This window comes from Streptomyces sp. NBC_01460 (assembly GCF_036227405.1).
In the GTDB taxonomy this organism is placed as follows: domain Bacteria; phylum Actinomycetota; class Actinomycetes; order Streptomycetales; family Streptomycetaceae; genus Streptomyces.
Genome location: NZ_CP109473.1, coordinates 7446540 through 7473538 on the forward strand (window position 1 = coordinate 7446540; position 26999 = coordinate 7473538).

A 26999-nucleotide genomic window follows, 5' to 3' on the forward strand; every position below is an offset into this window, starting at 1 on the left:
GGGGCGGACCTCGATGAGCATCCACGTATCCCCCGAGATCAACACGATGATCTTCATCCTCACCGGGGAGAAGCTCATCGACGCCGACGAGGACCTGGCCTTCGACAGCCGTGTGCCCTACTCCGGTCTGGGCCGCAAGCTGGAGCGGCTGTCCTCGCTGATCGACAAGTCGATCCACGACATCGGCGAGTCGATGCCGGACGACCTCTCCAAGTCGTACGCGAACGCGATGGGCATGCTCGTCGACGACGGCGGCAAGAACTACCTGAAGGACTTCGCCGACCAGCTCGACAAGATCGCCGAAGGCCGGCGCAAGACCTCCATGGACATCATGGAGTCGAAGTGGCAGGTCATCGCCGAGATCATCCGGTTGCTCATCGAGATCGCCATCTACCTGGCGATGTCCTTCTTCACCGGTGGCGCGTCGGCCAGCCAGATCATGATGGCCAAGCTGCGCAGCCGCTTCTTCATCCTCACCACGATGAGCCACCTGCTCCAGCGGCTGCACCTGGCACCCTCCCTGACCGAGGCGTTCGCCGAGGCCTTCACCACCTTCGCGGTGCGGCTCGCCATGATGAACTTCGCCCCCGACGGCCGTCGCCCCGACGGCTTCGACTGGAACGACATCCTCAAGGCCGCGGCGTTCGGCGCGGCGGCGGGCGGCCTCACCAGCATCTTCGACAGCTTCGCGAAGAACATCGTCAACAGCTACGACAAGAACTTCCTCAAGAACGGCCCGGATCTCGACTTCAAGGGTCCGCCCAACCCGAGGAACAATCCTGACCTCGACTTCAAGGGCAACGGCCCGACCCCCACGCCGGACCCCACTCCCAGCCCCAAGCCGGACCCCTCTCCGAGCCCCAGGCCCGAACCCGGGCCGACCCCCGGCAGGCCCGATCCGACCCCGTACGGGAACGGCCCCGGCCGGTCGGGCAACCCGCCGGTCACCTTCCGGAACGATCCGCTCTCCTTCCGGAACAACCTCAACCTGTGGCGGAACAACCAGATCCTGCGCAACAACGCGGACCGACCGGGTGCGCTGGCGGGGCACTACGGGCTGAAGGGGACGGCCGACTTCCTCGCCGCCGGCGCGGGCGAGGCCCTCGCGGAGATCCTGATCAAGGGCGCCTTCGACGGCGACTGGTCGACCAGTTGGTCCACGTTCGTCGGCGCGGGCGTCAGCAGTCAGGTCGAGAGCACGCTCAGCGACACCGCCGTGAACAGCGGTGCCGAACTGCGCCACGCCATCGACAAACTCGGTAACCGGCCGCCCACCGTCTCCGGCGGAACCACTGGTACCGGTGCCGACGGTTCCTCGCGTTCCGGCGCGGACTCCGACCGTACCGACGGTTCCTCGGGCACCTCGGGCAGCGACACCACGGGCGGGGACGGGCCGGCGCCCGCCTCGCCCTCTCCCGCCGTCCAGCAGCCGACCGGACAGGGAGACGTCACCGGCAGTCAGTCGCCCCCGCCCTACGTCCCGGAGAACCCGCCGCCGTACACGACCCCGGCCCCGCCGTCGTACACCCCCGGCCCGCTGCCCGTGACCGCCACCGAGAACGCGCTGTGGCAGCAGGTCCACAGCGGCTCCGCCGAGGTCCGTCAGCAGGCGCTGAACGACCTTGCCGCCCTGCGCGGCACCTCGTCGGCGCCGGGCGGCACGGAGATCGGCGTCCGTGACGGTCTGCAGGGCGGCTTGTCGCAGCTGCCCGAGGTAAGGGTGGTGCCCGGCGGGAACAGCCCTGCCGTACAGATCGACGCCGACGAGGTCCGCCGCGCCCTCGGTGGCTTCGACGCCCCCGTCACGACGGGCCCACCGCTCACCGTCGCCCCCGGGACGCAGGCCGACACCGCAGCCCCGGTCGCGGAGGGCTCCGCCGGAGGCGACCCGCAGGGCGCCGCCCCCGGTACGTCGCCGGAGAGCGCGGGCGTGGACGGGGACGTGCCGGAGAACCCGGCCGCGACGGGGGACGGCGACCCGGAGGTCGCGCCGCCCGAGGGAACGACCCTGACGCCCCCGGCGGAGTCGGCTGTGGCGTCTCCGGAGACTCCGGCCGAGACAGCCCCGGGGAACCCGGCTGCGACGTCTCCGGAGACTCCGGCTGTGACGTCTCCGGAGCAGGCGGAGGGCGGCCTCCCGAGCGCTTCCCACGAGTCGGCCCCGCAGAACGGCACCGCGTCCGCGCCGACGGGCCGAGAAGCGGGCAGCCCCGTCCCCACGGGCAGCCCCGTCCCCACGGGCAGCCCCGTTCCCACGGGTGGCCCCGCCGCCGCCACCCCCGCCGGCACGGGCAGCGGAGCCCGGCCGGGCGGCGTCCCGGCGGGGTCGGCGACCCCCTCCGCCACGCCCCAACAGGGCACCCGCGCCCCGGAAGGTGCCGCCCCGGCGGACGGCTCCCCGCAGGCCACCGGGTCCTCCCCGCAGACCGGGACGTCCCCGGACGCCGTGGGCGCTGCTCCGGATGCCGCGAACCCCACGGCGCACGCGGGCACATCGGATTCCGCGCCGGTGGTCACCCCTCCGGCCGACGTCACCACCACCAACCCTGCCGCGGACGACACCGACACCGACACTGCTCCGACGCGGATCAGCACCATCGGTTCGTCTCCCGACACCGGAGACGTGCGCGACATAGACGGCACACCCGACGTGAAGCCCGGCCCTGCTCCTGCCGGAAGCCCCGAACCCGCCCGGGCCACGCCGCTGACGATCGTGGTGTCGGAGGTGCCGCCGCCGGGAGAGGGATCGCCTGAGGCGGTCGCGCTGCTGGACGGTGCCGGCACCGACAGGGCGGTCGTGCTCGGGCCGCCGGTCGCGCCGGACGGAGCGGGGCGCCCCGTACGCGCGGCGGTGGAGCTGACCCGTGAGGGGCCCGGCGCACCGGTCCTGGTCCGCCCGCTCGCCGGTCCGGCACCCACCACGACGGCCGACGGCACCGCGGACACGTCGTTCCCCGGCGCCGACGTGCTGCTGCCGCTCGCCGACGCCCTCGGCGCGATGCCCCGTCCCAGCACCGAGAGCGGTGTGACGACCGAAGGCACAGCTCCGGCCGTCACCTCCTCGGCCACACCCCCGACGGCGCTCTCTGAGAAGCCGGCCTCCGTACGCGGTGCCACGGCCGACGCGGACGCCACGGCCACCGCCGCACCCGCCCCGGACAAACTCGCCACCCTGTCCGGCCCCTGGACCGGGACCGCCACGGATCTGCACCTGGAGTCGGGCAGGAACGACACCGACGGCCGGGGCACCGGCGGACCGGGTACGGGTGCCGGCCTCGGACGCGGACCAGGCGGCGAGGGAACCCCGCCGCCCCCGCCCACCACGCCGGACACCCACCCCGAGTCGCTCACGCCGACGCCCCTTCCGTCGACGCCGCCTCCGTCGGCCCGGATCGTCGTACGCCCCGCCGACAGCGGGTCGACCGAGGACAGCGGCAACGGTTCGTCACGTCCGTCGAGGGAGCCGGCCGTCACCACCCTGGACGGCCACACCGTGCCCCTCGCGCAGCTGCGACGCCTGGTTCCCGGCACCGCGGTGAAGCCCCGGCCCGGGCGTGCCGTACGGACGCTGACCATCTCGCAGAGCCCTGCGGAGGACGGCACGGCCCGCGCCGAGGGGCGCCAGGCACTCCTCGGCGAGGACACCTTCCGGGGTGTGCGCACCATCTCCGGAGCCCCCGCCGCCCCAGGCGCCACCGAGGCCCCGTCCGCCCCCCGTACCGTGTTCACCGGCCCGCCGAGTCCGCTCCCCGGCTCGGGCACCGACCGCGGTGCCGACTACTTCGCCGGGCACGGCACCTCCCGCACCGTCTCGCTCGGCACCGAGGACGCCGCACGGCCCACCGTGAAGGTCAGCGGGGTGCAGCTCGGTGAGGTGCTCAAGTCCTGGGCCGAGGAAGACGGTCAGGACCGGCCGCTCGTGCTGTTCTCCTGCGAGACCGGCCGGCAGCCCGAGGTGGCGGGACTGCCGGTGGCCCAGCACGTGGCGAACCGGACCGGACGCCGGGTCCACGCGCCGACCACCGAAGTGGGCACGGCCAGGGACGGCGAGGGCAACGTCCGCGCGGTGCTCACCGAGGGCGCCGACGGGCCGGGACGGTGGCGGGTCTTCACCCCCGAGCCCAGCGGCGCCGATCTGGACGGTCTGGCGCGCGACATCGGCCTGCACACGGGTCCGGGACCGGCCGACGCCTTCGCCCTGACCCGGACCCTCCAGCAGGTCCGCACGCTGCGTGAGATCCTCGGCCCGGACGCCGAGCAACGCCCGGAGAACCGGGAACTCCTCGCAGGGCTCGCCTTCGTGGACGGCCTGCGCTGGCGGAGCCCCGACACCGCTGCCCGCTACGGCGACGGCCGCATGACCCCGGAGCTGCTGCGCCGGATGGTGACCGACCACCACGGCACCATCGGCGCGCCCACGGGCGAGCCGGCTGCCGGTCCGACGACCGGTCCGACGGCCGGTCCGACGACCGGGCAGTACGGCGATTTCCTGCGCGCCGCAGCCGAGTTGCGTACCACCGCCGGGCCCGACACCACGCTGGACGCCCTGCTCCCCCCGCCGCCGCCCGTGCTCCCGCCGAGCACCCTGGTGTCTCCGGAGGACGTGCGCGGTCTGGCGTACGCGCCCACGGCACAGATCACCTGGTCGCTCTCCGACAGCCCGCTGCCGCTGTCCGAGCTGGCCCTCAGCCCCGAGGACACCGCCGAACTCGTCCGCCGCAGGCCCGACCTGACGTCCGCGCGCAGCGGTCCGGAGAGCCTCGCCGAGGACGTGGCCCTCCTCAGCCGGCCCACGCCCGGTACGGCGGACACCGTGCACGCGGACGGCTCGGCCTTCCGGCGGCTGGACACCCCGGGCGGAGGGAACTGCCTCTTCAGGTCGCTGCTCGACAGCGCGCGCGGCCAGGACGTCCCGCCGGCGTGGGCCGCGCGGAACGTCGCCGGACTGCGCCGGCTGCTGCGGGACCGGATCACCCGGACCGAACTGGGCGACGCCGTGGCCACGGCGATCCCGGACCCGGTGTTCGCCGTCGTCGACGACCTGCGGACGCGCGCCGTCGCGGGAGTGCGGGACCCGGCAGAGCGGGACCGCATCACCCGGCAGTGGAACCGGACCGCCCAGGCCGTCGTCACCGACGGCGACGCCGCCACCTGGCAGCGGATCCTGCGGGACGGCGACTACCCGCACCTCGCCGATGTGGCACCCACCCCGGCCGACGCACGGCGGCTCGGCACGAGGGAGCTCGTCGCCTCGGCGGCCGAACTCCCCACGCTCTGGGCCTCGCCCTTCGCCGACCTGCTTCCGGAGGCGCTGGCGCACACGCTCGACCTCGACCTGCGGCTCGTCCAGCCCGATCCGCACGCCTCGTCGGGCGGCACCTTCGTCAACACACTCAACCCGGGGGGCCGGGGCGGCGTCCTGCACCTGTCCTACAACGGGACGGACCACTTCGACGCGCTGGTCCCGGTCTCGGCCCCGCTCGCGCCCGAACCGGACCCCGGCACCACCCAGGACCCGAAGCCGAAGCCCACGCAGGACCCGGGCACCACCCAGGACCCAGGCATCACGGCTGACATCCAGGACCCGGCCGGTTCCGGCCCTCTCGGGGAGTGGCTGCGGAGCATGGGCGGGATCACCGACCTCGACACCCCCGAAGCGGAAACCCCCGACCGGGGCGACCCGGTGCCGCTGGAGACCCAGCTCGAACGGCACCGCCCGGCACGCCTGCTGACCGGTCAGGACGCCCGGCCCCCGGGCCCGGTGCCGGACACCGTCACCTTCGAGGACGGCAGCCGTCTGCCCGCGATCCTGATCAGCCCGGTGTCGGACCCGGGCGACGGCACACCTGGGAGCCGGACCGAATGGCCCGCGCGGAGCAACAGGACCGGACTCTTCACCGGGGTCGGGAAGACCACCCTCCGCTCGCCCGAGCAGGTGGCGGAGGAGATCCTGGGCAAGCTGCCGGCGAAGCTCCGCACCCAGTTCGACGAGGCGGAGCTGCTGCGGCTGCTCATCGATCAGCCCGGCGCCTTCACCGCCCCGCGCGGGGCGCGTTTCGTCGGCCGGGAGAAGTCCGGGGTCGGCCACGAGCTGACGGTCGAGGCCATCCCCTACCACCGGTGGGAACGCTTCTCCGACGTGGGCGGTGCCACCGTCAGGCTGGACACCATGCGACGCGGCCAGGCGGGTACGGGCGGCGGGCGCAGCGTCGGCTTCGGCCGGCGGATCGCGGGTGGGCTGAGCATGGGCCCGCCGCTCAACTGGCTGCTGAAGCTGGGCTTCTCGCTGGGCTGGACCCGCAGGACCGACTACGCGCAGGGCACCCAGGCGTACAACCAGTCCGAGTGGCGCAACTGGGAGGGCTCACACCTGCACCTGGACGACGTCCACTACCGGGTCCGGGTGAACCGTGTCACCGAGTCACCGGTGGCCCCCGGGCCGGAGACCCGGTCCGACGGCACCACGGGAGCGACCGCCCCGCCTCCGCAGAAGCCGAACTGGCAGCGCACCCAGGTGCACGCCGCCGAGTTCGCGATGCGTGACGGGCTCAGCTGGCGGATCCCGGACGACCTCACCGTGCCCCCCAAGGGACCCCGGCGGGCGCCCGGCACGCTCACCTTCCCGGAGGGCGCCGAGCCGCGGATGACCGACACCACAGGGCTGCACCTGGTGGACCCGCCGGAGGAGATCGCCCTCGCCGTCTCGGGAGCCCGTCCCGGGAGTTCGGCCCACCGCACCCTGGTCTCCTACGTCCGGCCGGGGCGGCTCCTCGCCCTGTTCGGCCGGTTCGCGGGCCTGGTCACCGGCCCCGAGCTGACCAGGGGCAGCGGGCAGCACCCACTGGGCCACCTGATCGTGGAGCGGTCGGTGCCGCACCGGGCCACCCTCGTCGCCGAGTCCGTCAAGACGGAGGTGCGCGACCTCACCCAGACCACGTACCAGAACGAGCGCGGTCACGTCCGTGACACCCGGCTGGGCTTCCAGGTCACCGCCGGCCCCAACTACACCCTCACCGGCGCGGACACCGACGTACGGCTCCAGGGCGGCCCTCTGGTCCGTGTGGACGTGTCCACCGGGCGTGGTCACCACCTCGGTGTCGACGCCGCCCGGAAGACCACCGGCCGTGTCCGTAACCACCCGGTGGCGCTCTACCGGGTGGAGCGCACGCTGATGGTGCGCAAGCCGGGCGAGCTCCCGTCGGCGGCCCGCCCCGTCCGGGTCGTCAGCCTGGACTGGATCTCCACCCAGGACGCTCGCCGCCTGGCGGGCTGGGACAGCCGCACCCCGGGGCGTACGGGCCCCGACCCGGACGTCGAGCCGCCGGTGCCGTGGTATCTCACCCGCGAGGACCCGGTCCACCTGAGCGGCCAGGTACGGGCCGAGGGTTTCCTCCCCGACCGTCCGCAGCCGCAGCCGCAGCCGCAGCCGCAACCTCAACCTCAAGCCGTGGACGGGGCACCCACCCCGATCCAGCCGCGGACCGCGCAGTCCGTCCCGCAGGACCCCATGCGGGCGTTCGCCGACACCGTCCTGGACACGCTGCACCAGTCGTACCCGTCGCTGTTCGTCCCGCCGTTCATGCTGCGGCACCCGCGGCTGGCCAAGTTCTGGTACGGCGACGGGCGGATGAGGACCGCGCTGCACAACGACCGTCAGGTCCGCGAGGCGCTCAACCGGCCCAGCCTGGCGCAGAGCCTGGACGACCTGACGACCACCGGCGTGCCGGTCACCCTCACCGAGGACGGCAAGGTGCGCCGCGGCCACCACACGCTCATCCTCGGGGCGCGCCTCACCGACCGGCGGTTCGAGACCACCATGAGCGAGCGTTCCCTGCGGAACGCGGTGATCGGCACCGAGGTCTCCGGCCAGGGACAGCAGGCCGCCGTCACCCTCTCCGGCGGTGTGGAGCTGGGCATCTCACCGCGTGACCACGACAAGGTGCCCGAGGCCGGGCTGCCCCGTCAGACCGGCAGCGTGGCGGTCGGGGCCCGCCACGCCCGGACCGACCAGAAGGCCACCAGGAACACGGTCGCGGTCACCCACGACCACCTGATGTTCCAGAACGGTGCCGACCTCTACAGCTACCAGGTGGAACTGAACGCCTCCTTCGAGGGTCACCGCCGTCCGCGTGGCTGGGCACGGCTCGCATCGATCGGCCTGCTGGGCGCGGGCGTCTTCGTCAGCAAGGTCGAGGAACGCCCGCTGTTCACCCGGGGGAACGAGACGGTCGGCCGGGTGGAGCTCGCCGTGCCGGCCGCGCACGGTTCCGAGCACCACGGCCCCGCGGACCCGCCGCCGGCCGGACAGGCACCGACGGTCACGGCCCCCGCACCGCGGCAGCTCTCCTCCACCGAGGCGGACCAACTCCTCGACGGCATGAGCCCGCTGCCGAGGACGGACGCGTCCGACCGGCAGCTCACCGGCAAGCTGCTGAGCGCCCCGCACGTGGTGCTCAGCACCGAGGGCGGCCCACTGCGCCAACGGCTCATGCAGGACACCGCCGACAGGGCCTCGGGCACCTCCTGGCACGTCAGCGCGCCCGGCGCCCCGGTGCGTACCGCGCTGCGCCGGGCCATGGCGAACCTCAACGTCGCCGGACAACTCGGCCAGTACCTCGGCCCGTTCGGCTCCCGCGTCACCGGTCTCAACGGTGCGGGCCCCTTCCGTACGCACTACCTGAAGGCGGCGATCCGCGGCGAGCTGAGCAACTTCCGGGTCAAGAGCGACCCCAAACCGGCCAGCCTCGAGGCCACCGTCGGCAACGAACACCGGGTGAACGGCAGCGCGAGCACCGTCTCGCGCACCACCCTCGGCCTCCAGGGAGCGGACATGCCCCTGCAGCAGGCCCCCGGACAGCCCGCCGTCGTCGGCTCCTACTCGACCGCCCTGCAGTACGCCTGGGGCAAGGGCCGCAACGTTGCGCAGACCCTCACCAGGGGACGCAACACCACCCTCACCTACGCCGGGCGGATGTACCTGGTGGTCGCCGACACCGCCGAGACCCTCGCGGTACGGGACCGCTGGACGGCGGCCATGGGTGCGGTGGGAACCCGCTCCGGGGCCCGCATCAGCTCCCTGGCCGGACGGTTCTCCGAGAACCTCGGTGACAGCCTCGCCCCGCGCCGCGCCGCCGCGGCGCTCCAGCGCATCCGTGACGCGGTGATGTTCCACCTCCCGATGCAGGACGTCATCGAGGCCGGGCTCGCCCCCGACGGCCTGGCCACCACCACCCCGCACAACCTGGGCGGCGGATACCGGGTGCCGCCCTTCCTGCGCGGCCGCCGGTTCCCCACCCACCCCAGCGGTCAGCTCGACGCCGGCTCCGCGGCACGACAGCTGACGGGGCAGCTGGAGAAGGCCGGAGTGCCCTCCCACGACCGGGAGCAGGTCCTCCAGCGGCTCTCCCCGGACTTCCTCGCCGCCCATCTGCACGAGCTGACCACCGACGGGATGACCCTGCCGATCCGCTACCGGAGCTGGACGAGCCCGTTCCACCTGCCGGTCGGCGGCAGCCCGGGACAGCTGACGTTCAAGCTGACGCCGGTCACCACCACCGTGGACAGACTGCGCACCGGCTACGAACTGGAGGACTACCGCACCACCGCCCGCGACACCGCCGGCGGCACCTCCCAGGACCGCGGCGCCGACGTGACGCTCAGCGCGGGCGAGCGTGCGGCGGACAGCGGCATCCTCGTCGCCAACCCGTCGCTCCAAGGAACCGCCGCCAAACAGCGGTCGAGCGCCAGGACGCAGACCTCCGGCGCCACCGCGATGCCGAACATCGCCACCACCCAGGCCCACGCCGAGATCGTCACCACCTACACCCTGACGGTCACCATGACGGACGCGACCGGTGACCCGCTCGCCCCCGGCGTCTCCGCCGTACCCGTCGGCAGCCTCCACGAGGTCCTCCCGGCGAGCCTGCTCACCCCCGACGGCGACGGCGCCGACGGCGCGCTCACCGAGCAGGACGTTCCGGAGCCCGAGCGCGCGGTGCGGATGCTGACCGCCGACCAGGCACGCCCGGAGGGCGTCGCCGCCTGGCGCACCTCCGGCGGGGACCCCACCGGCAGCGCCGATCCGGACGTGCTGCCCTTCGACGACGTCGTCGGCTCCGGCATCCTCGCCGTGGACATCCGAGGCGCTGCCAACGTGCACGACGCCCTGACCCTGGCCACCGCACGCGCCGACGGCCTCGGCGACACCGACCTGGGGCAGCGGCACACGGGCACGGTCCTCGACGGCCGGGTGCGCATGGCCCGCCACACCCCGCTCACCGGCCTCGGCACCGCCCCCGGGCAGGCCCAGCAGGAGGCCACCGCACAGGTCGGTCTGACCTCCGGCTTCCGCGAGGCGCTCGGTGCGAGCGGCACGTCGCTGCCCACCCAGGCCTCCACCCACCTGTTCGGCCAGTCCCACACCGCCGACTCACGCCTCTACGCGAGGATGCACCGGAGCGGGGCCCGGCTGCTCGCCGTCGAGAACAAGCCGCGCATGGAGGCCATGCAGCGGGCGAAGACCTCCGACGCGCTGGAGGCCGGCATCACCGACAACGTCGAGGGTGCGGTGGGCACCGCACCACTGGCCGGCAACAGCAACGCGGGTGTCACCAACCCCGGCGCCACGGTCCCGATCGGCGGTACGAACGACGGCACCACGCTCAAGGGCACGGCGGACACCACCCTCGGCACCCACACCAAGGTCGTCACCGACCGCAGCATGCTCTTCGCGATCCCGGTGAGCTGGCTGGCCGTGGCCGACGTGCACCACCGGGTCACCGACAGCCGCGCCATGTACGCGCTCGGCAAGGCCGACCGGGGGCCGCGCGCCGTGGAGGCCGAGACCACGGCGCTGGTCTGGCTGCGCGAGGACATCGCCCGCGACCACGGCCTCCTGGACGACTCCACGTTCACCGACGGGGTCCTCACGGCCTGGGACGACCAGGCCAAGGCAGCCGGCGACCTGGCCACGGCCGAGAAGGGCTACTACGACGCCCGGGCGCGGGCCAGGGAGACATGGCTGGGCCTGACCGACGACGAGCGGACCGCCCTGGGCGCCGACGGTTCCGGCGCCGCCGTGGAGCCGTCCCCGGCCGTCACCGCGTGGCAGGCCGCCCGTGACGAGGTACGCCGATGGGAGCAGCGCACCGACGACGCCGCCGCCGACCACCACCGGCTGCACCTCGCCGCTTCCCGCCTCACCGCCCACCACCAGGGATCGGCCTCGGTCCCGGTGAAGGACCTCCCGCAGGAGTACACCGCGCCCGGCTGGCGTTCCGAGGCGCCCGAGCCGTACACGATCACCGGCGGAGCCGGTTCCGCCCCGCGCACCCTCACCTCACCGGACGGCGCCACGGTGCGCGAGATCCACGGTGTGCCGCACGACGGGGCCTCGTTCTTCCACGCGCTGCTCGCCGCCGCCCAGGACCGGGGACGGCTGCCCCACCTGCTCGGGAGCGACCTTGCCGACCGGTTCGCCGCCGACCCCGGCGACCCGGCGGTCACGGCCGAGGCCATCGGCGCCGCACGCGACCGCCTGGCCTGGGCGCTCGGCCAGGACGGCAACGAGGACCTGCTCGACTCCCTCGCCCTGGACACCGCGGACACCTTCACCCAGGCCGAACTCGACTATGCGGGCATACGGCTGACGACTGCTCAGCAGGCCGAGTTCGAGGCGTTCGGACGCCTCCCGGTGACCCTCTGGCCGACCCCCGCACAGCGGGTGGCACTCGCCGGGGCCGCGCTCTCCCGCCCGTTCGCGAGCGAGCCGCGCCAGGACACCGTGGACGGCGAGCCCGCCCCGCCGGAGCGCCGTGCGGGCGACCACGGCGGCGCCGACCTGCTGCCCGCGCTGGCCGCCCGGGTCCTGGGGGCCCCGCTCACCGTGGTCACCGGCGAGGGCCGTGAGCAGCTCTTCCTCCCGCACGGCACCGACCCGGCCGCCGTGGACCCGGCCACCGACCCCGTCCTCCTCGCGGAGGGAGGCTTCTTCCACGCGGCCCTGCCCCAGGGATCCGTCGCCCCGGTCGCCACGCCGCTTCCGGCCCCGGCGACCGAGGGCACCCCGGACACCGCACGCTCCACGTCCGCGCGGCCGCCGGCGCACCGCAGCCACACCACCGCGCCCTGGCTGCCGCCCGCCGACAGCACCGGCCCGCGCTTCCGCCTCGACCGGGACGGCGTCCTCACCGCGCCTGACGGTGCCACCTACACGCAGGGCGCACCCACCGGGCGCGGCAACGGCTTCTTCGGCGCCCTCTCCACGGCCCTGAACCTGGCGGCCACGCAGCCCGGTACGGACCGCCACGAGGCTACGCGGCTGCGTAGGCGCGCGGGGGCGCCGCCCGCCCAGCTGATGCGCCTGAACGGACTGCCGGGTGACCCCGGCACGCGTGACTCCCTCTTCGTACCGCCGACCATGCCCACCCGGCCGGGCGCGCCGCACCCGAGCGCGGAGGCACGGGACGGACACCTGCGCCGTCACCTCACCACCGCTCCCTGGGGACCGGAGGCGGACCCGGCCGTCGCGGAGTGGGCGGCCGCCGCCACCGGCACCACCGTCACCCTGGTCGAGGAGAACGGCACCGCCCACACCTACCCCGGGCCTTCCGCGGACAGCCCCTCCGTCCTGCTCCGCCGCCGTGGGGGAGACGTCGTCCCCCTCCTCACCCGCACCCCGGCGCCCGCGCCGAAGTCCGGGAGCGCCGACCTGACTCCGGAGCCGACGCGGGACCCGGCGGCCGTCCCCCTGCCCCCCTCACCCGGGGCCCCGGCCGGGAGCGATCTCCCCGGGCTCCCGGGCGAGGAGGAGGCGTACGAGCTGAGCACGCTCTCCGGCGCCGAAGCGGACGCGCTCGCGCGGTTCCGCTTCGCCGACGACAGCGACACCGGGTCGCTCGCGCAGTTCCGCTTCACCGACGACACCAGCGACTCCGACGGCGAGGACGACGCCCCGGACGACACCACGCACGAGGCCTGGCTCGACCTCCTCTTCGGATCCGCCTCCCGGGACGACTACTCGCCCGAGATGCTGGTCGGCACGGCCCTGTCGCTCCGGGAACTCGCCGAGCGGAACCCGCAACCCTCGTCCGTGGCCGACGGCGACCTCCTGCACGGTCTGACCAGGCGGGTGCTGGGCCTCGCCCCGGACACCGAGGTGAGCGAGCGGCACCTCCTGCTGCTCGGGTCGCTGGCCCTGAGCGCCACCCCGGCCCAACTGGCCGACGAGGACACCCTCTCCGCCTACCTGACGAGCCATGACGCCGCACTGGGCCGGAGCACCCGGCTCGTGTCCGGGCACGGCACCGGACGGAACTGGACCGGCACCGGGGCCGAGGTGCCGCCCCTGGACTCGTACGCGGTGGAGGGCGCGGACGGCCGGCTGAGCATGTGGCCCGCGCCGTGGCCGGCCGCCTACACGGTCCTCGCCCAGGGGGACACCGACTCCGTCCAACTGAACACGCCACGCGGCACGTTCACCCTGGACGACCCCGCCGAGTTCGCCAGGATCATCGCCCGCGACCCGGCACGGCCCCCCGGCGCGGACATCGCGCTGGTCGTGCCCCACGGCGACATCGAGTCGCTGGCGCGCCACGTGGCCGACCTGACCGGTGCCCGGGTCTGGTACTCGGAGCACGCCCCCCGTCCGACGACGGACTGGCGCACCGGCACCGACCGCATCACGCTGGGGCCCCTCGGCGACGGTGACGACGTCGGCGCGGTGTGGACCTCCGTCCGGCCGGGCGAGGACGCAGACAGCGGTTCGGACGTCTCGGACATCGTCGGCATGTACGGCGACTCCGAGCACCGGGAGGGGATCGACGCACGCCGGGCCGAGCCGCTTACCACGACGGAGTACGGCGTCGTCAACGGCCGCGACACGGACGTGATCTTCCGCAGGCCCGGCGGGATCCAGGGGAGCTGGCAGACCCCGCGCGCCCTGACGGGCACCGACGACGCCCCCGAACTCGCCATGTCCGTGCAGGACCACCACGAGACGCTCCTCTCGGAGCGGCCCGTCCTGCGGATCTCCTCGGACCGCACGCTCGCGGTCGAGAACGGCATGTACGGGCAGCAGGTCTTCGCCACGGAGGAGGCCGTCGCCCGCGCGTCGGTCAAGCTGGCGCGCGCGGGGACCTCGGTGCGTCTTCGCACCGACCCCGACCTGAGTGTCATCCTGCCCCTCCCCGGCGGCGGCAGCAGGCAGCTGTTCCTGGTGACCCCCGTCTTCCTGACCCGCTCCGGCCAGTCCACGGAAGAGGTCTGCCGGGACTTCGCCGACATGCTCGCCGACACCTCCCGTACCTCGCACATGGTCTTCCGCACCCCCGGCGCCGGCCAGGTGGTCACCGCGCCGGCCAACGCCTCCGACGGGGCCGAGGTCACCGGCACCCACCACCTCGCCGACGCACTGGGCCACCTCGCCGACGGCGACATGCCCCCGGCCGCCGCGGATCCGGAGTGGGCTGCGGCGCTCGTCCGCCGGGACGACCGCCCCACCGGTGGCGACGGCGGCCCGCTGCCCGGCCGCGCGTACGGCAGCGCGCTCAGCCTCGCCCAGGAGGACGACCCCCGGCGCGACGCCCTCTCCGACGCCGCGGGCCGGATCGGGGTCAACGAGCACGCCTGGGCGGACATCGGCGAGGGCTACGTCGTGCAGTCCGTCGCGGCCCCCGGCGAGCAGGGCCAGCCGAGCCTGGAGCACAACTACGCGAAACCGCAGGCGGGTTCCGGCGGTGCGCACTTCGGCTACCACTTCGTCACCGTGGTGCTGGCCAGCGAGGACGGCAGCCACCAGATCTCCCTGGAGAACCACGCACGTGCCTCCCAGCGGAACCACCGGCACCGCAGGGCGGTCCAGGCGAACCTGCGCAACCACGACCTGGACGATCTGCGGGAGATCGCGTCGCGGCTGCGCGAGGAGATCGGGAAGCAGCCGGACGAGGGCGCGGACAAGCCGCTGGCGGAGCTGCGTGGCTACCTCGATCTGACCCTCGCCCTGATCAGGGCCAAGCAGGCCCAGACGGAGATGAACGCGGCGCCCGCCGGTTCGCCGGAGCGTGCCGCGGCCGAGAAGACGCTGGAGGGCGCCACCCGCGCCGCCGCGCTCCGCGTCGGACAGCTCGAACCCGTCATCGCGGGCAAGCACCAGTGGTACATGCGGATGTACTCGCAGCGACCGGGCGAGTCGGCCCACGACACCAACGCGGAGCTCCTGGGCGACAACCCCTCCGCCGAGGCCAATCCGCTCACCGCCGTCGTCCTCCGGGGCCAGCTGGCACTGCCCGTGCCCATCGCCTTCGACAAGGGTGTCCAGCAGACGCCCGAGACCGCGAAGCACTCCCTCCGGTACCTGGCCAGGGTGGTCGCCAGGGCCGCCCTGTGGAACGAGACCAACGGTCTGCCGTTGCCGGACGTCCGGGTCACCGGCCGGCGCGGCGGCCGTCTCGTCGGCCGGGACCTGGCGAAGGTGCGTGGCGAGGCGGTCGCCGCCTCGTTCCGGCAGGACCTCTCCAGCGCGCTCGCAGAGCTCCAGGAGGGCACACCGCAGCCGCACCTCACCGCCGACCGCTTCACCGTCGAGCCGGTCTCGGTGCGCGACCGGGGGACGTCCGCGGGCGACTCGGCGGCCTCCACCGTGACCGTCACGGTCGACGACCACCGGGGCGGGCCCCGGCACGTCGCCACCCGTGGACCGGGCGGCCGCTCCCAGCCGGGGGGTCTGTCCGGAGGCTCGCGCGACGACGGGCTCGACCCGTTGGCGGAGCAGTGGCCGATCGGCCGCGAGGTCACCGTCATGCGGCCCCGCCTCGGCGTCGACCCGAGCTACGCCGTGTCCGCGGACGACGTACCCGCTGCCATCGGCACACCCGCCGCCGGCCTGCCCCCGGACACCGGGACAGCGAAGGGCAAGGACCCGGTCCGCACGGACGAGGACGACGCGGCCACCGAGGGCACGCGGCCGGGCCGGTGGTCCACCTGGACGCGTCATGCCGCATCCCGGTCGGAGCCCTTCACCTACGAGGTCGCCGACACCGGCCACCTCAGGCTCCCCGACGGCCAGGAGATCCCGCCGGACGGGTGGACGCGCTTCGGCCACGACTTCGTCCACGCGACGACGGGCACGATCCTGCGCGGCGACAGCGGATGGATCGGCCGCGTCGCCAACATGGACAGCCTCGCGCCCGTGCTGGAGGGCCTCGACCAGGAGACCGCGCCCCACCGGATCGTCGCCGACTCCTCGGCGCTCTACCTGGTGCCGGAGGGCGACGGCGACTCGGCCCTGCGCATCCCGCTGCGGGAAGCCGGCTCCGGTGACATGCCCGCCACCGGTCCGGAGCGCCCGGAGGCCGGTGCTCCCGCCGAGGAGCAGCCGTCCGGGCCGCCCCGCGCCCGCCTCGACGACCGGCCGCGCATCGTCGTCCGGTCCGCCTTCGACGTACGGCGGTTCACCCACGGCGGAGAGACCGTCACCGACCTGACCGTGCGGCTCGCCCTCCGTGACGGTGACGGGCGGGCCGACACGGACGCCGTCATGGCGCGGGTCCTCCGGGGCGTCGAGGAGTTCTACAACGGTCCGGGGCACCGACTGCCCGGCGGTGACCGGCTGCACGTCACCGTCGAGCGGGTGGGGCCCGACGACGCCCCCCACCTGACGGCCGATCTGGTGGGCCGGGACCAGCGGATGAACCAGCGGGCGTGGTGGGCCGACGCCGACCCGGTGGAGTTCGCGCACGAGCTGGCGCACCAGCTGTTCCTGCGCGACGAGTCGCGTGACGCGAGCAACCCGGACCGGCTGCACGCGCCCGGCAGCCTGCTCGGCGCGTTCCGCGAGCATGCCCCCGACGGCCTCGCCGGGAGCGGTCTGCGCCCCCGCCACCTCCAGCTGTGGGCCGCGGTGGCCGGCGAGCTCACGCCGCACACCCCACCGGAGGGGACGAGTTGGGCAGAGGCCAGGAAGGGCGCCACGCCGGAGCTCCGGGAGCCGGTGTGGGTCGACCCGGTGTCCCTCCCCGCCGCCTCCCCGCAGACCGGTCCGGACGGCTCGGTGCCGCCCCCGCTGCCTCCCGGGGACGGCCTGCCCACGGTGGCGGAGGCGTCCGACGAGTCGGACTCCGACACGGACTCCGACGACGGGGCGGAACCTCCGGTCTGGGCCGGCCAGGGCTGGCTGAACACGCTGTTCGGCCCCTTCCTCGGAAGTGTTCCGCGCGACCGGCTGCGGGAGACCTCCGAGGCGCTGTACGGACTCGTGGCGGAGGAGGCCGGTACCCGCCCGACGCAGCAGCAACTGCGCGACGCGCTGGTCCGTGTCACCCGGCAGGTCCTGCACATGGCCGACGGGGCGCGGCCGGCCGCCCGGGACGTCCACCTGCTCGGTTCGCTGGCACTCGACGCCTCCTCGGACGACCTCGCGAGCACCGACGACCTCGCCCTGTACTTCGTCGACCGGCAGATCGAGACCGGACGGGGCGCCCTCGACGAGAACACCCTGCTGCGCGACGGCGAAGGCAACGTCCTCGGGCGGGACTTCACCGGGCCGGGGCGGCCCGCGCCCACGACGGATTCCTACGCCGTGCGGGGCCGGGGCCGGGTCATCCAGCGGCACGCCCCCTGGCAGAACCCGTACGTCGTCGTGGCCGAGGGAACCCGTCACGGTGTCGACATCTCCCTTCCGGGGCGGACCTTCCGGGTGGACAGCGCCGAGGAGCTGGCCCGGCTCATCTCGTACGACTCCCGTCGGCCCCGCGGCGCGGACATCGTCCTGGCGCTGCCGCCGGAGTACGCCGCGACCGTCGCGTCCCTCGTCGCGGGGACGACGGGCCGCCGCGTCTGGTACCCCGAGGCCCCGGTCGGTGTGGCCACCCACCCGACGGCCGGCACCCGCCACCTCATGCTGGACCTCGACGCCGGCAACACCGGCGCGGGCTGGGCCTCCACGGATCCGCCCGAGGACGGCGGCCTGCCCGGAGCCCGCGACACCGACAGCCTGCCGGACCCGGACCCGGACCCGGACCCGGACCCGGACCCGGACCCGGACCTGGACAGCGACGACGACCGGTCGAGCAGCGACGGGGACGCCGAGTTCGACCGCCTGGCCGACCAGGCGGTCCTGGAGCGCCGGATCGACGCGCGCCGCCCCCGGCCGCTGACGACGCGCGACTACGGCGTCATCGACCGGCGCGGCACCGGCGTCCTGTTCACCCCGCCGCTCCCACGCTCGGTCGGGGAGGTGCGGGCCGGGGACGGCACCGACCCCCTGGTGATGCCCCGCCAGGACCACGGGAACGTCCTCATGGCCGACCGGCCGCCCCTGCGCGTCTCCGAGGACCGGACGCTGGCGACCCTTGCGACGGGCAACGGTCAGCAGGCGTACGCCACCCGCGCGGCGATCGAACGCTCCTCGGCACGGCTGGCCGCGGCCGGCGCCGGGATCCGGCTGCGGGTCGACGAGTCGGTGGGCGTGCTGCTGCCCGGCGAGGACGGTTCGTACGGCGAGCCGCTCTACCGGGTGGAGCCCGAGTTCCTGACGGGCTCCGGCGGTCCGGAGCACGCCTTCACACGGGACTTCGCCCGCACGGTGGCCGGCGCGGACGGCGCGCACCTGTCCCACATCGCCTTCCGGGGCCCCACCGGCGGCGCCATCGCCACGGCCCCGGTGAACGGGATGCACGGCCGGGAGGTCACCGGCACCCACCATCTCGCCCAGGCGATGGCGGAGGTCGCCGAGGGCACGGGCCCCGCCACCGAGGTGACCCCCCGCTGGGCCGCGCGCCGGACCGGCCTCGACAGCCGCTTCTCCGGAGGCGTGGTGGGCGCCCCCACACCCGGTGAGCGCTACGGCAGCGCTCTCAGCTACGAGCCGCAGGACAACCCGGCGCGCACCCGGCTGGCCACGGTCGCGCGGCGCATCGGCGTCAACGAGTACGCCTGGGCCGGGGTCGGGGAGGGCTATCTGATCCAGTCGGTCAGCACCACGAACCAGGGCGGCGCACAGCTGTTCACACACAACCATGCGAAGCCCGGCGACCGGGTGGGCCCGCACGCCCCGTACCACTTCGCCCAGGTGGTGCTGGCGGCCGAGGACGGCACCCACCAGATCACGCTGGAGAACGAGACCCACTCACGGAGCGAGATCCCGGCCGAGCTCCTCGACGACGTCATCGACGAGAACCTCGACCGCTACGGCGAGGACGGACTCACCGCGCTGGCCGCGGAGACCGAGGGGCGCCTCGCCGAACTGCGGCGCACCGGTGCGGACGAGGCGGAGATCTCCCGCACGGAGGGCTTCGCGTCCGTCGCCAGGGCCCTCGCCGACGTCCACCAGGCGGAACAGCTGCCCTGGTACTTCGACGAGGACCGGCCCGAGCACGCGCTGGCGCTGCGCGAGGCGGAGGAGGCGCGCGCCCGCGCCAAGGAGCTGATCCGGGCCGCCGCGCCATTGATCGAGAACAAGGACCTGTGGTTCTTCCGGGCGTACAGCAAGCGCCCCGGCGAGTCGGCGCACGAGACCAACGCGGCTCTTCTGTCGGACGAGTCGCCCGCCGTGGCCAACCCGCTGACGACGGTGGTGCTGCACGGCCACGCGCCGCGCCCGCATCAGCGGACGGTCCGCTTCGGGGAGAGGCAGCACGACACCCCCGCCGACGCGGACGACACGATCGACGGCCTGGCCGTGGCGTTGGCACGCACCGGGCTGTGGAACCGGGCCCACGGCCTCCCGATGCCGTCCGTCACCGTCACCGGGCACGGCAACCGCTCCCAGGCCAGCGGACGGGCGCGGGCCGACGCCGTCACCGCGGCGCTCGCGGCGAGGCTGGCCCAGGTGCTCAGCACCTACCAGGCCGGGACGGGCGGACCGCACGTCGGCGTACGGGACTTCGGCCTCACCAAGGCCGCGAAGCGGGTGCGCAGTGCCACCGACCCCGCCCGGGGCCGTGAGGTGACGATCGACATCGACGACCACCGCCTGGTCACACCGACACCGTCCGGCCGCACCACGCCGGTCGGAGAAGCGGCCCTGGCGGAGGAGCCCGCCACCACGCGGCCGACGACCGACCCGGCCACCACGCGGCCGGTGACCGACCCGGCGACGTCGACCGGCGACCCCGCGACGACCGGCGAACCCGCCGTCACCCGGCCCGCGACCCCTGAGTCCGTGACCACCACCGGCCGCGCCAGGTCGCGGCCGCCGGGCCGTTCCGCGCAGCCGAGCCCCGAACGCCGTAACAGCGACGCGCCCCCGTGGGTCCTGGCACGCATCCGCTACGCCGAGGAGTCGGTCGCCTTCGACAAGAGACTGGGCGAGTACCTCGCCGAACACGAGGCGGTGGTGGCGGAGTTCCGCACGATGGCGACCGCCGCCTGGGCTGCGGCACGCCGGGAGCACCCGCGCGCGCTGGCGACGTTCGGAGACACCAGCAAGGCGAAGGCGGGTGTCGTCGGCACGTCCCGCGAGGCGCTCCAGCGCGTGCTGCGGAGCGGGAACCTGCGGGAGCTCGTGGCGTTCCTGTACGAGGGGATCTCCAGCGACCTCGTGCCGGAGATGCTCGGCGGCGCCGAGGAGCAGCACCCGGAGATCGCCGCGGAGCGGCCGAGCAGGCGGCAGCGCGAGGTCTACGCCGAGTTCATGCGCCGCGCCCTGGAGATCGCCGCGTCGGACATGCCCGTGGCCGAGAAGGAGGCCGCGGTCGCGGAGCTGCAGCGGTCGGTGGTGACCCCGGCGCATCCGGACACCGCGCGGCCGCCGCTGAGTGAGGCGGAGCGCAGGTTCGCGGTCGGTGAGGCCGGACTGACCTGGATGCCGGCGACAGCGGTGTACGACATCCCGCTGGACGCCGGTTTCCAGGGCACCTCCGAGGACTCGGGCGGCCTCGTGGCGACCGGCACCGCCGGGTCCACGTACCGCTTCGTGCTGCACGCCGCCCGGATGCGGGAGAAGTGGGGGGTCGACCTGGACCTCGGCCTGATCCGGGCCGGGATGCTGGCCATCTCGCTCACGGTGGGCCACCACACCGCCCACGAGGTGATGCGCGGCGCCCAGTTGGCCCTCGACGACGTGGACGGCCACGACCCGGCCCTGGACTACGCCGACAACTGGGGGCGGTACTGGAACATCCACCCGCTCACCGAGCAGGAGCTGCGCGAGAACGTCGCGCGGGACGGCCTCTTCCCCGACGAGCACGCCCGGGCGCTGCTCGACGAGTCGAATCCCCTGCCCACCACGGGCACCGGCACCCGCGAGGGCGCGGCGGACACCCACGCCACGCTCCCGCACCGTCCGGGCAGGGCCCGGACGGTCCACACCCGGCCCGTCGCCGCGGAGGCGAACCGCCCGGTGCCGCAGCTGCCGAACCCGTCCGGTCCGCCCGCCGCACGACAGGGTCCCTCCGCGACGCCGCCGGTCGTGTCGCCCGACGAGGCGGAGCAGCACCGGGAGGCGGTCCTCGACGCGCTGTACGGCCTGGGCGCCCTGAACGGCGTCGACCGGCCACGGGCAGCCGAGGCGCTGGAGCGGCTGGACCGGATGCGGGCGGCGGACCCGGAGCTGCGCGGTGGCTTCCTGGACCTGGACGCGATGGTCCGCCGGGTGTTGCTGCTCGACCCCTCCGACCTCGTGGACGCCGGTGCGCGCGGCGCCCTGGTCCGGCTGGTGACGGCCCCGTTCGCGGCCGGCGCGCGGACCCCTGCCGCGCTGTCCGCCCACTACCTGGCCGGACGCGGGGCCTTCCACGGGGACTTCCGGATCGTCGACGCGCAGGGGCGACCGCGCGGCTGGAACTGGCTCGGACGGCCCCTGCCGGCCGACTTCGACGCGGCCGGCACCGGTCGCGTCTCGCGCGCCCCGGACGGTGCGTCCGGGGGCAGCGGGCCGGAGACGGCGCCGTGGCGGCCCACGCCCGCCCACCCCGACCCCTACCTCCTTCTGCTCGGCGGCCAGGAGGAGGCCGTCGTCGTGCGCGGGCTCGGCGGGTTCGCACGTCCCGTGCCGCCCGAGGTGTTCCACGAGCTGATGGCCCTCGACGCGAACCTGGCGGGTCGGCAGGCAGATGTGCCGGTGCTGCTCCACGTCGCCCGGCCCACCGGCGCGGACCTGGAGCTGCCGCGCGGGCTCGCCGACCGGCTCGGCAGAGAGGTGTGGGCCACCACCGGCCGCTCCGGGATCGGGCGCCTCCCGAACGTGCCGGACCGCTCGATGCTCCTGCTGCTGGACGAGGAGAAGCAGGCGTCCCGGGGCCAGTGGTTCTCCAACACGCCGGGCACGGTTCCCGCGGAGCCCTCCGACGCGGACGACCGGGTGAGCGCCCTCTCCATCGCCCACCACGGCAACCGGTCGACGGGCTACATCTCGATGGATCTCGCAGGGGAGGAGAACGACGGGGGCTGGTCGAGGACGCTGACGCACAGCCGACTGGGGACCGTCACCTCCTACGCCTACCTGCGCAACTCCTACGACACCCCGGACCCCGCCCACACCGTGCCGTGGGCCGAACTCAACCTGCCCGCACCGTACTTCCCCAACAACCACGGCCTGCCGGGCGCGGTGATGTGGCACACCCCGGACGGGGAGCGCCGGGACGACGGGCCGCGGTTCGCCCGTACGCTCGCCCGTCGCCGCAGCCTGGCCTCGCTCGCCCCCGAGCACCCGGTGGCGCTCCTCGTCTGCTACGCGGCGACGCCCGCCGGCATCGGCGAGATGCACGGGCGCCACATCGAGGGCCCGCCGCCGTTCGTACCCGACCCGCTCGCCACCGTGGCGGTAGGCCAGCACACGGCGAACGGGACGGGCCGGACCGTGTTCGCCTCCACCCTGATGAACAGCGCCGGACAGGCGCGGCCCGACGACCCCGAGACCTCGATCAGCCTGCACACCGACGCCCGGGGCCGCGCCCACCCGTGGGTGATGTTCCTCCCGGAGCCGTCCGGGGACGCGCTGGACCGCCGGGCCCGGGAGGCCGGGCTGCACCACGGTCCGGGGCCCGCCCCCGAGGCCGTACGGGAGCGGACCCTGCGGCTGGTCCGGGCGCTGCGCCAGATCTTCGGCCCCCTGGCCGACGAGGCCGCCGACCATCCGGAGCTGCTGCGGGGCGCGGGTGCGATCGACCTGATGCGCGAGGCGGATCCGGGCCTGAACCGCGACGGCGCACGGCAGTTCACCCTGGACCTGTACGAGCAGGTCCTGAACCGGTACCACGCGGGCGGGCTCCTGCCCGGCCAGGCCCCGCAGTTCACACCGGACAGCCACCGGAGCCTGCTCGCGGAGGCGGCCCGCCGCTGGGACGCGGGACCGCGCGGCCCGCTGACGGACTGGATCGGGCTGCCGCATCTGGTTCGCATGCTGGACGGTCTCACCTCGTCCCCCCGCCGCCAGGCCCTCGCCCGGCAGATCCTGGGACTCGACGCCACCGTGCCGGTGGGCGAGGCCGAGTGGTCACGTCTGCTGTGGGCGTCGTTCAGGACCGCCATGGTGACGGCCGCCCACCCGGACCGGGGCGCGTTCGCCGCCGCGGTGCTGCACCTGCCCGCCCCCGACCCGGCACGATTCGACGAAGCGGTCCTCGTGGCGCGGCAGGCGGCTGCCACGGGCCGCGATCCGCGGCGGCTCCACGAGGTGGCCGCGTATCACCTGGAGCGGCAGGGCGCGCTGGAGCCCGACCGGCTCCTGACGGACGACGAGGGGGACGCCTGGGGGAGGGCGTTGGACGGCACGGCCCGGCCGCAGGGCGCCTTCGACGCGGCCACGCTCACGCTGCTGGGGTACGCGCCCGACGGCTCGCTCGTCCCCGTCGGCACCGAGCCCGCCCCCTGGGCGGCCGACCCGCACCGCCCGACGCCGTTCGTGTACGTGGCCGACGGGGACGCCGGAGGGCTCCGCCTGCCCGGCGCGGTGGAGCCGGAGCAGTTCGGCGAACTGGTCTTCCGGGATCCCGCGTTGCTCGTCGAGGACGGGTACGCCGAGGTCATCGCGGTGGTCCCGCACGGCAGGCCCGGGGCACGACCGGTCCAGGGCAGCCTGCCGGGGGAGGGCGCCCGGAACTCGGCCAGGAACTGGTGGACCACCCACGGCGCCACCACGCTCCACCACGACCCGGCCACGGGGACGTACACCGTGGCGATGCTGCCGGGCCCCGACGGGCAGCCGGCCACCGCCGGCAGCTGGGGGCGGACCACACCCTCCGACGGGGACGGCTCCGGCGCCGTGGACACGGGGCCGGACACGCAGGCACGGCCCCGTCCGGCGGCGGCAGCGGTCAACTCCTCCACGCCCCCGCCCACCGGAGCCGTCCCTGAGGACCTCGCCGCCGCATGGGACGCGCACGCGCGGGAGCTGACCGCGCTCGGCGAGGCCGCCGCCGGAGCGGCGGCCCTGGAGCGGGCCGGCGGCGACGGCACGGCGGTGGCCGAGGCCTGGACCCGCGTCGACGAGGCGCGCGTACGGCTGGAGGACGCCCAGGCACGGCTGTGGGCCCTGGGCATCGCGCCGGACGCCGTGGGAGCGGCGCGGAGCGACGCCTCCGGCGGTTCCCCGGTCGTCCCGAGGGACGCGGCCCGACGCCGTTGGACCGCTGGGCAGCTGACCGAGGCGGACCTGCCTCCCACCTCGCCGGGAGCCGCCGACGACGAGACCGTCACTCCTGAGGAGCTCCACGCCCTGGGCATCACTCTGTCCCAGGGCCGGCGGACCGAGATGATGCTGCGCGGCGACGGCCGGCTGCCCGCGGGCGAGCTGTCGCTCCTGGAACTGCTCCGGGTACGTATGGCCCGGCCCGGCGCATGGTCGGACGCGATGGACGAGGCAGCCGCCCGGACGTCACGACGGCTGTGGGCGCAGGCGTACGCCGACTTCGCGGCCGGGGCACCCGAGGGCACGGCCGAGGCCGGCACCACCCGCGCCTGGGCCGCCGCCGTCGCCCTGGTGCTGCCGGCGGAGCCGCACCCGGCGCTCGCCGACTCCCGCTACGCAGGCGACGACTTCCGTGACGCGGTACGCCGCGTCGCCGCAGGTCTGCTGGACGCCGGAACCGGCACCGCGGCCGTACCGGCCTCCGCGGCGGAGCTGGCCGACACCCTCCGCTCCGGCCTGGGCCTGCGGCAGCGCCGGACCCCGCCGCCCGCCACGGCCACCCCGTCCCAGGGCCCCGCGGAAGCGGCTCGGGCCGACGCGGACACCGCGCCGACGACGCGGTCGGGGACCGGCGCGGACATGCCGGCCCTCGACCCCGCGGCCCCGGACCCCATGGACCTGGACCCCACCGACCTCGGCCACTTCGACTTCGACACGCGGGGACCGGGCTTCCCCGACCTGGCCATGACCGACCCGGACACGACCTCGCCGAGGCAGGGTGCGCGGCCCGCCCACCCCACCGGGTCCCAGGAGGATCCGCGCCCGGTCGAGCCGCCGCTCGGCGCGGGGCCGCCGCCCGGCACGGCGGACACGGCCGCGAACGGCGCCGGTCCGACGGGACAGACCCCGTCCTGGTCGCCGGACGGCCGGTTCGACGTCAGGTTCGCGGAGACCCTGGAGGAATTCCCGGTGGCCGTCTCCACCGACCGGCACACCGTGTGGGGCTACGGCCAGGACGATCCGGACCTCCACGTGTTCGTGGCCGAGATCCCCTCGCTGGGGTTGCGCGGCGAGTACAACCCCGGGGGCCCCTCGGCCGGAGGCGTCACCGACATGACCGGGCGGGTGCACACCGAGGGACCGGCCTGGGACTGGTACCTGCCCGGCCGCGGACTCGTCGCCTCCTCCCGCCTGTCGACCGTGCCGCTCACCCCCGACGAGCCGGACCCCTCACCCGTACCGGCCGGCTGGCCCGCCACCGGGCCGGTGAGCCCGACCCCGCCCGTCGACCCGGCGTCCGTCGCCGCGCACCCGGCCTCGCTGACGGGCAGCACCTTCCCCGAGGCGCTGTGGCGTGACCACGACGGCCCGCTGTACCGCTTCGCCCCCGACGGGCCCGAGCGGATCTTCCGCGACGGGCTCGAGCCGTACGGCCCGGACAGGGTGCACCTCATCGACCATGTGTACGGAGGCAGCACCCAGGTCCCGCACACCGTCTTCGCCAGTGCGACGGCCAACCGTGACTACGTGCGCGACAGCGCCCGCGCGAATCCCATGGGCGCCGCCGCCCTGCACCGGCGCTACCGCTGGCGCTACGACATCGAGGCCCCCGGCGGCATCGATGTGAACGCCACCCTGGGGCTGGCCTCGCCCTTCCCCGACCAGGAGGAGATCCTCTTCCCCGGAGGCATCGACCGCCGGTACATCCGTGGCGCACAGCCGATGGAGTACGGCGTCCCGGTCGGACCGTACGTCGCCAACCCGCACTTCGCGCCGCCCCCCGGACGTGACGGTGCGTCCGCCGAGACCGGCCCAGGCACCCCCAGCGAACGAGGAACAGATGAGTGAGTCCGCCGCCGAGAACCCGGCCGCCCCCTTGGACCCCGCGCCTCCCGAGGAGTTCGTCGAGGCGGCCAGGCTGGCGCCCGGCCACTGGCTCTACCTGAGCGATCCCGCGTGGCAGGGGGACGGCCCGCCGCCGGAGTGGGCCGTGGTCGGCCAGTGGCGCTCCGACTCCCGGGGCGAGATCGTCGCGTGGGAGGACAACGAGGACTACAGGCCGTCGCCGGAGGCGATGGGGTGGCCCGCGCCCCTGGACGACGTGGACCGCGCCGTCCAGCTCGCCACCACCGGGTACGGCCCGGTGGAGGACGTCACCACCGCCCTGGCCGGGGCCGAGGTCGCCGTGCTCGTCACGGCGGACGGCGAGCCGGTCAGCGCGTCCGCGCCCGACGGCACGGCGGTGGTCCCGGTCTACACCTCGCCCCGTCACCTCCGGGCCGCCGGGCCGCTGGGGTCCGTACGGCTGCCGGTGGCCGAGCTGCTCGGCCGGATCCCCCCGGGCCACAGCCTGTGCCTCAACAGCTCGGCCCCGGTCAGCATGGTGCTGGCCACGGACGGGCTCGCGGAGGTGCTCCGCGCGCCCGCGCCCTGA

The 26999-nt window shown here is 74.9% G+C and carries 2 protein-coding genes; both read left to right on the plus strand.

Annotation, left to right across the window (positions count from 1 at the left end; genetic code table 11):
* Nucleotides 1-13 precede the first annotated feature (13 nt).
* Nucleotides 14-26413, plus strand: a complete 26400-nt coding sequence (locus OG488_RS33545) for a lonely Cys domain-containing protein (protein WP_329236081.1) — start codon at nucleotides 14-16, stop codon at nucleotides 26411-26413.
* On the plus strand, nucleotides 26406-26999 hold the full coding sequence (locus OG488_RS33550; RefSeq protein WP_329236083.1) for a type VII secretion system-associated protein: 594 nt from the start codon (nucleotides 26406-26408) through the stop codon (nucleotides 26997-26999). The genes OG488_RS33545 and OG488_RS33550 overlap by 8 nt, the downstream gene beginning before the upstream one ends.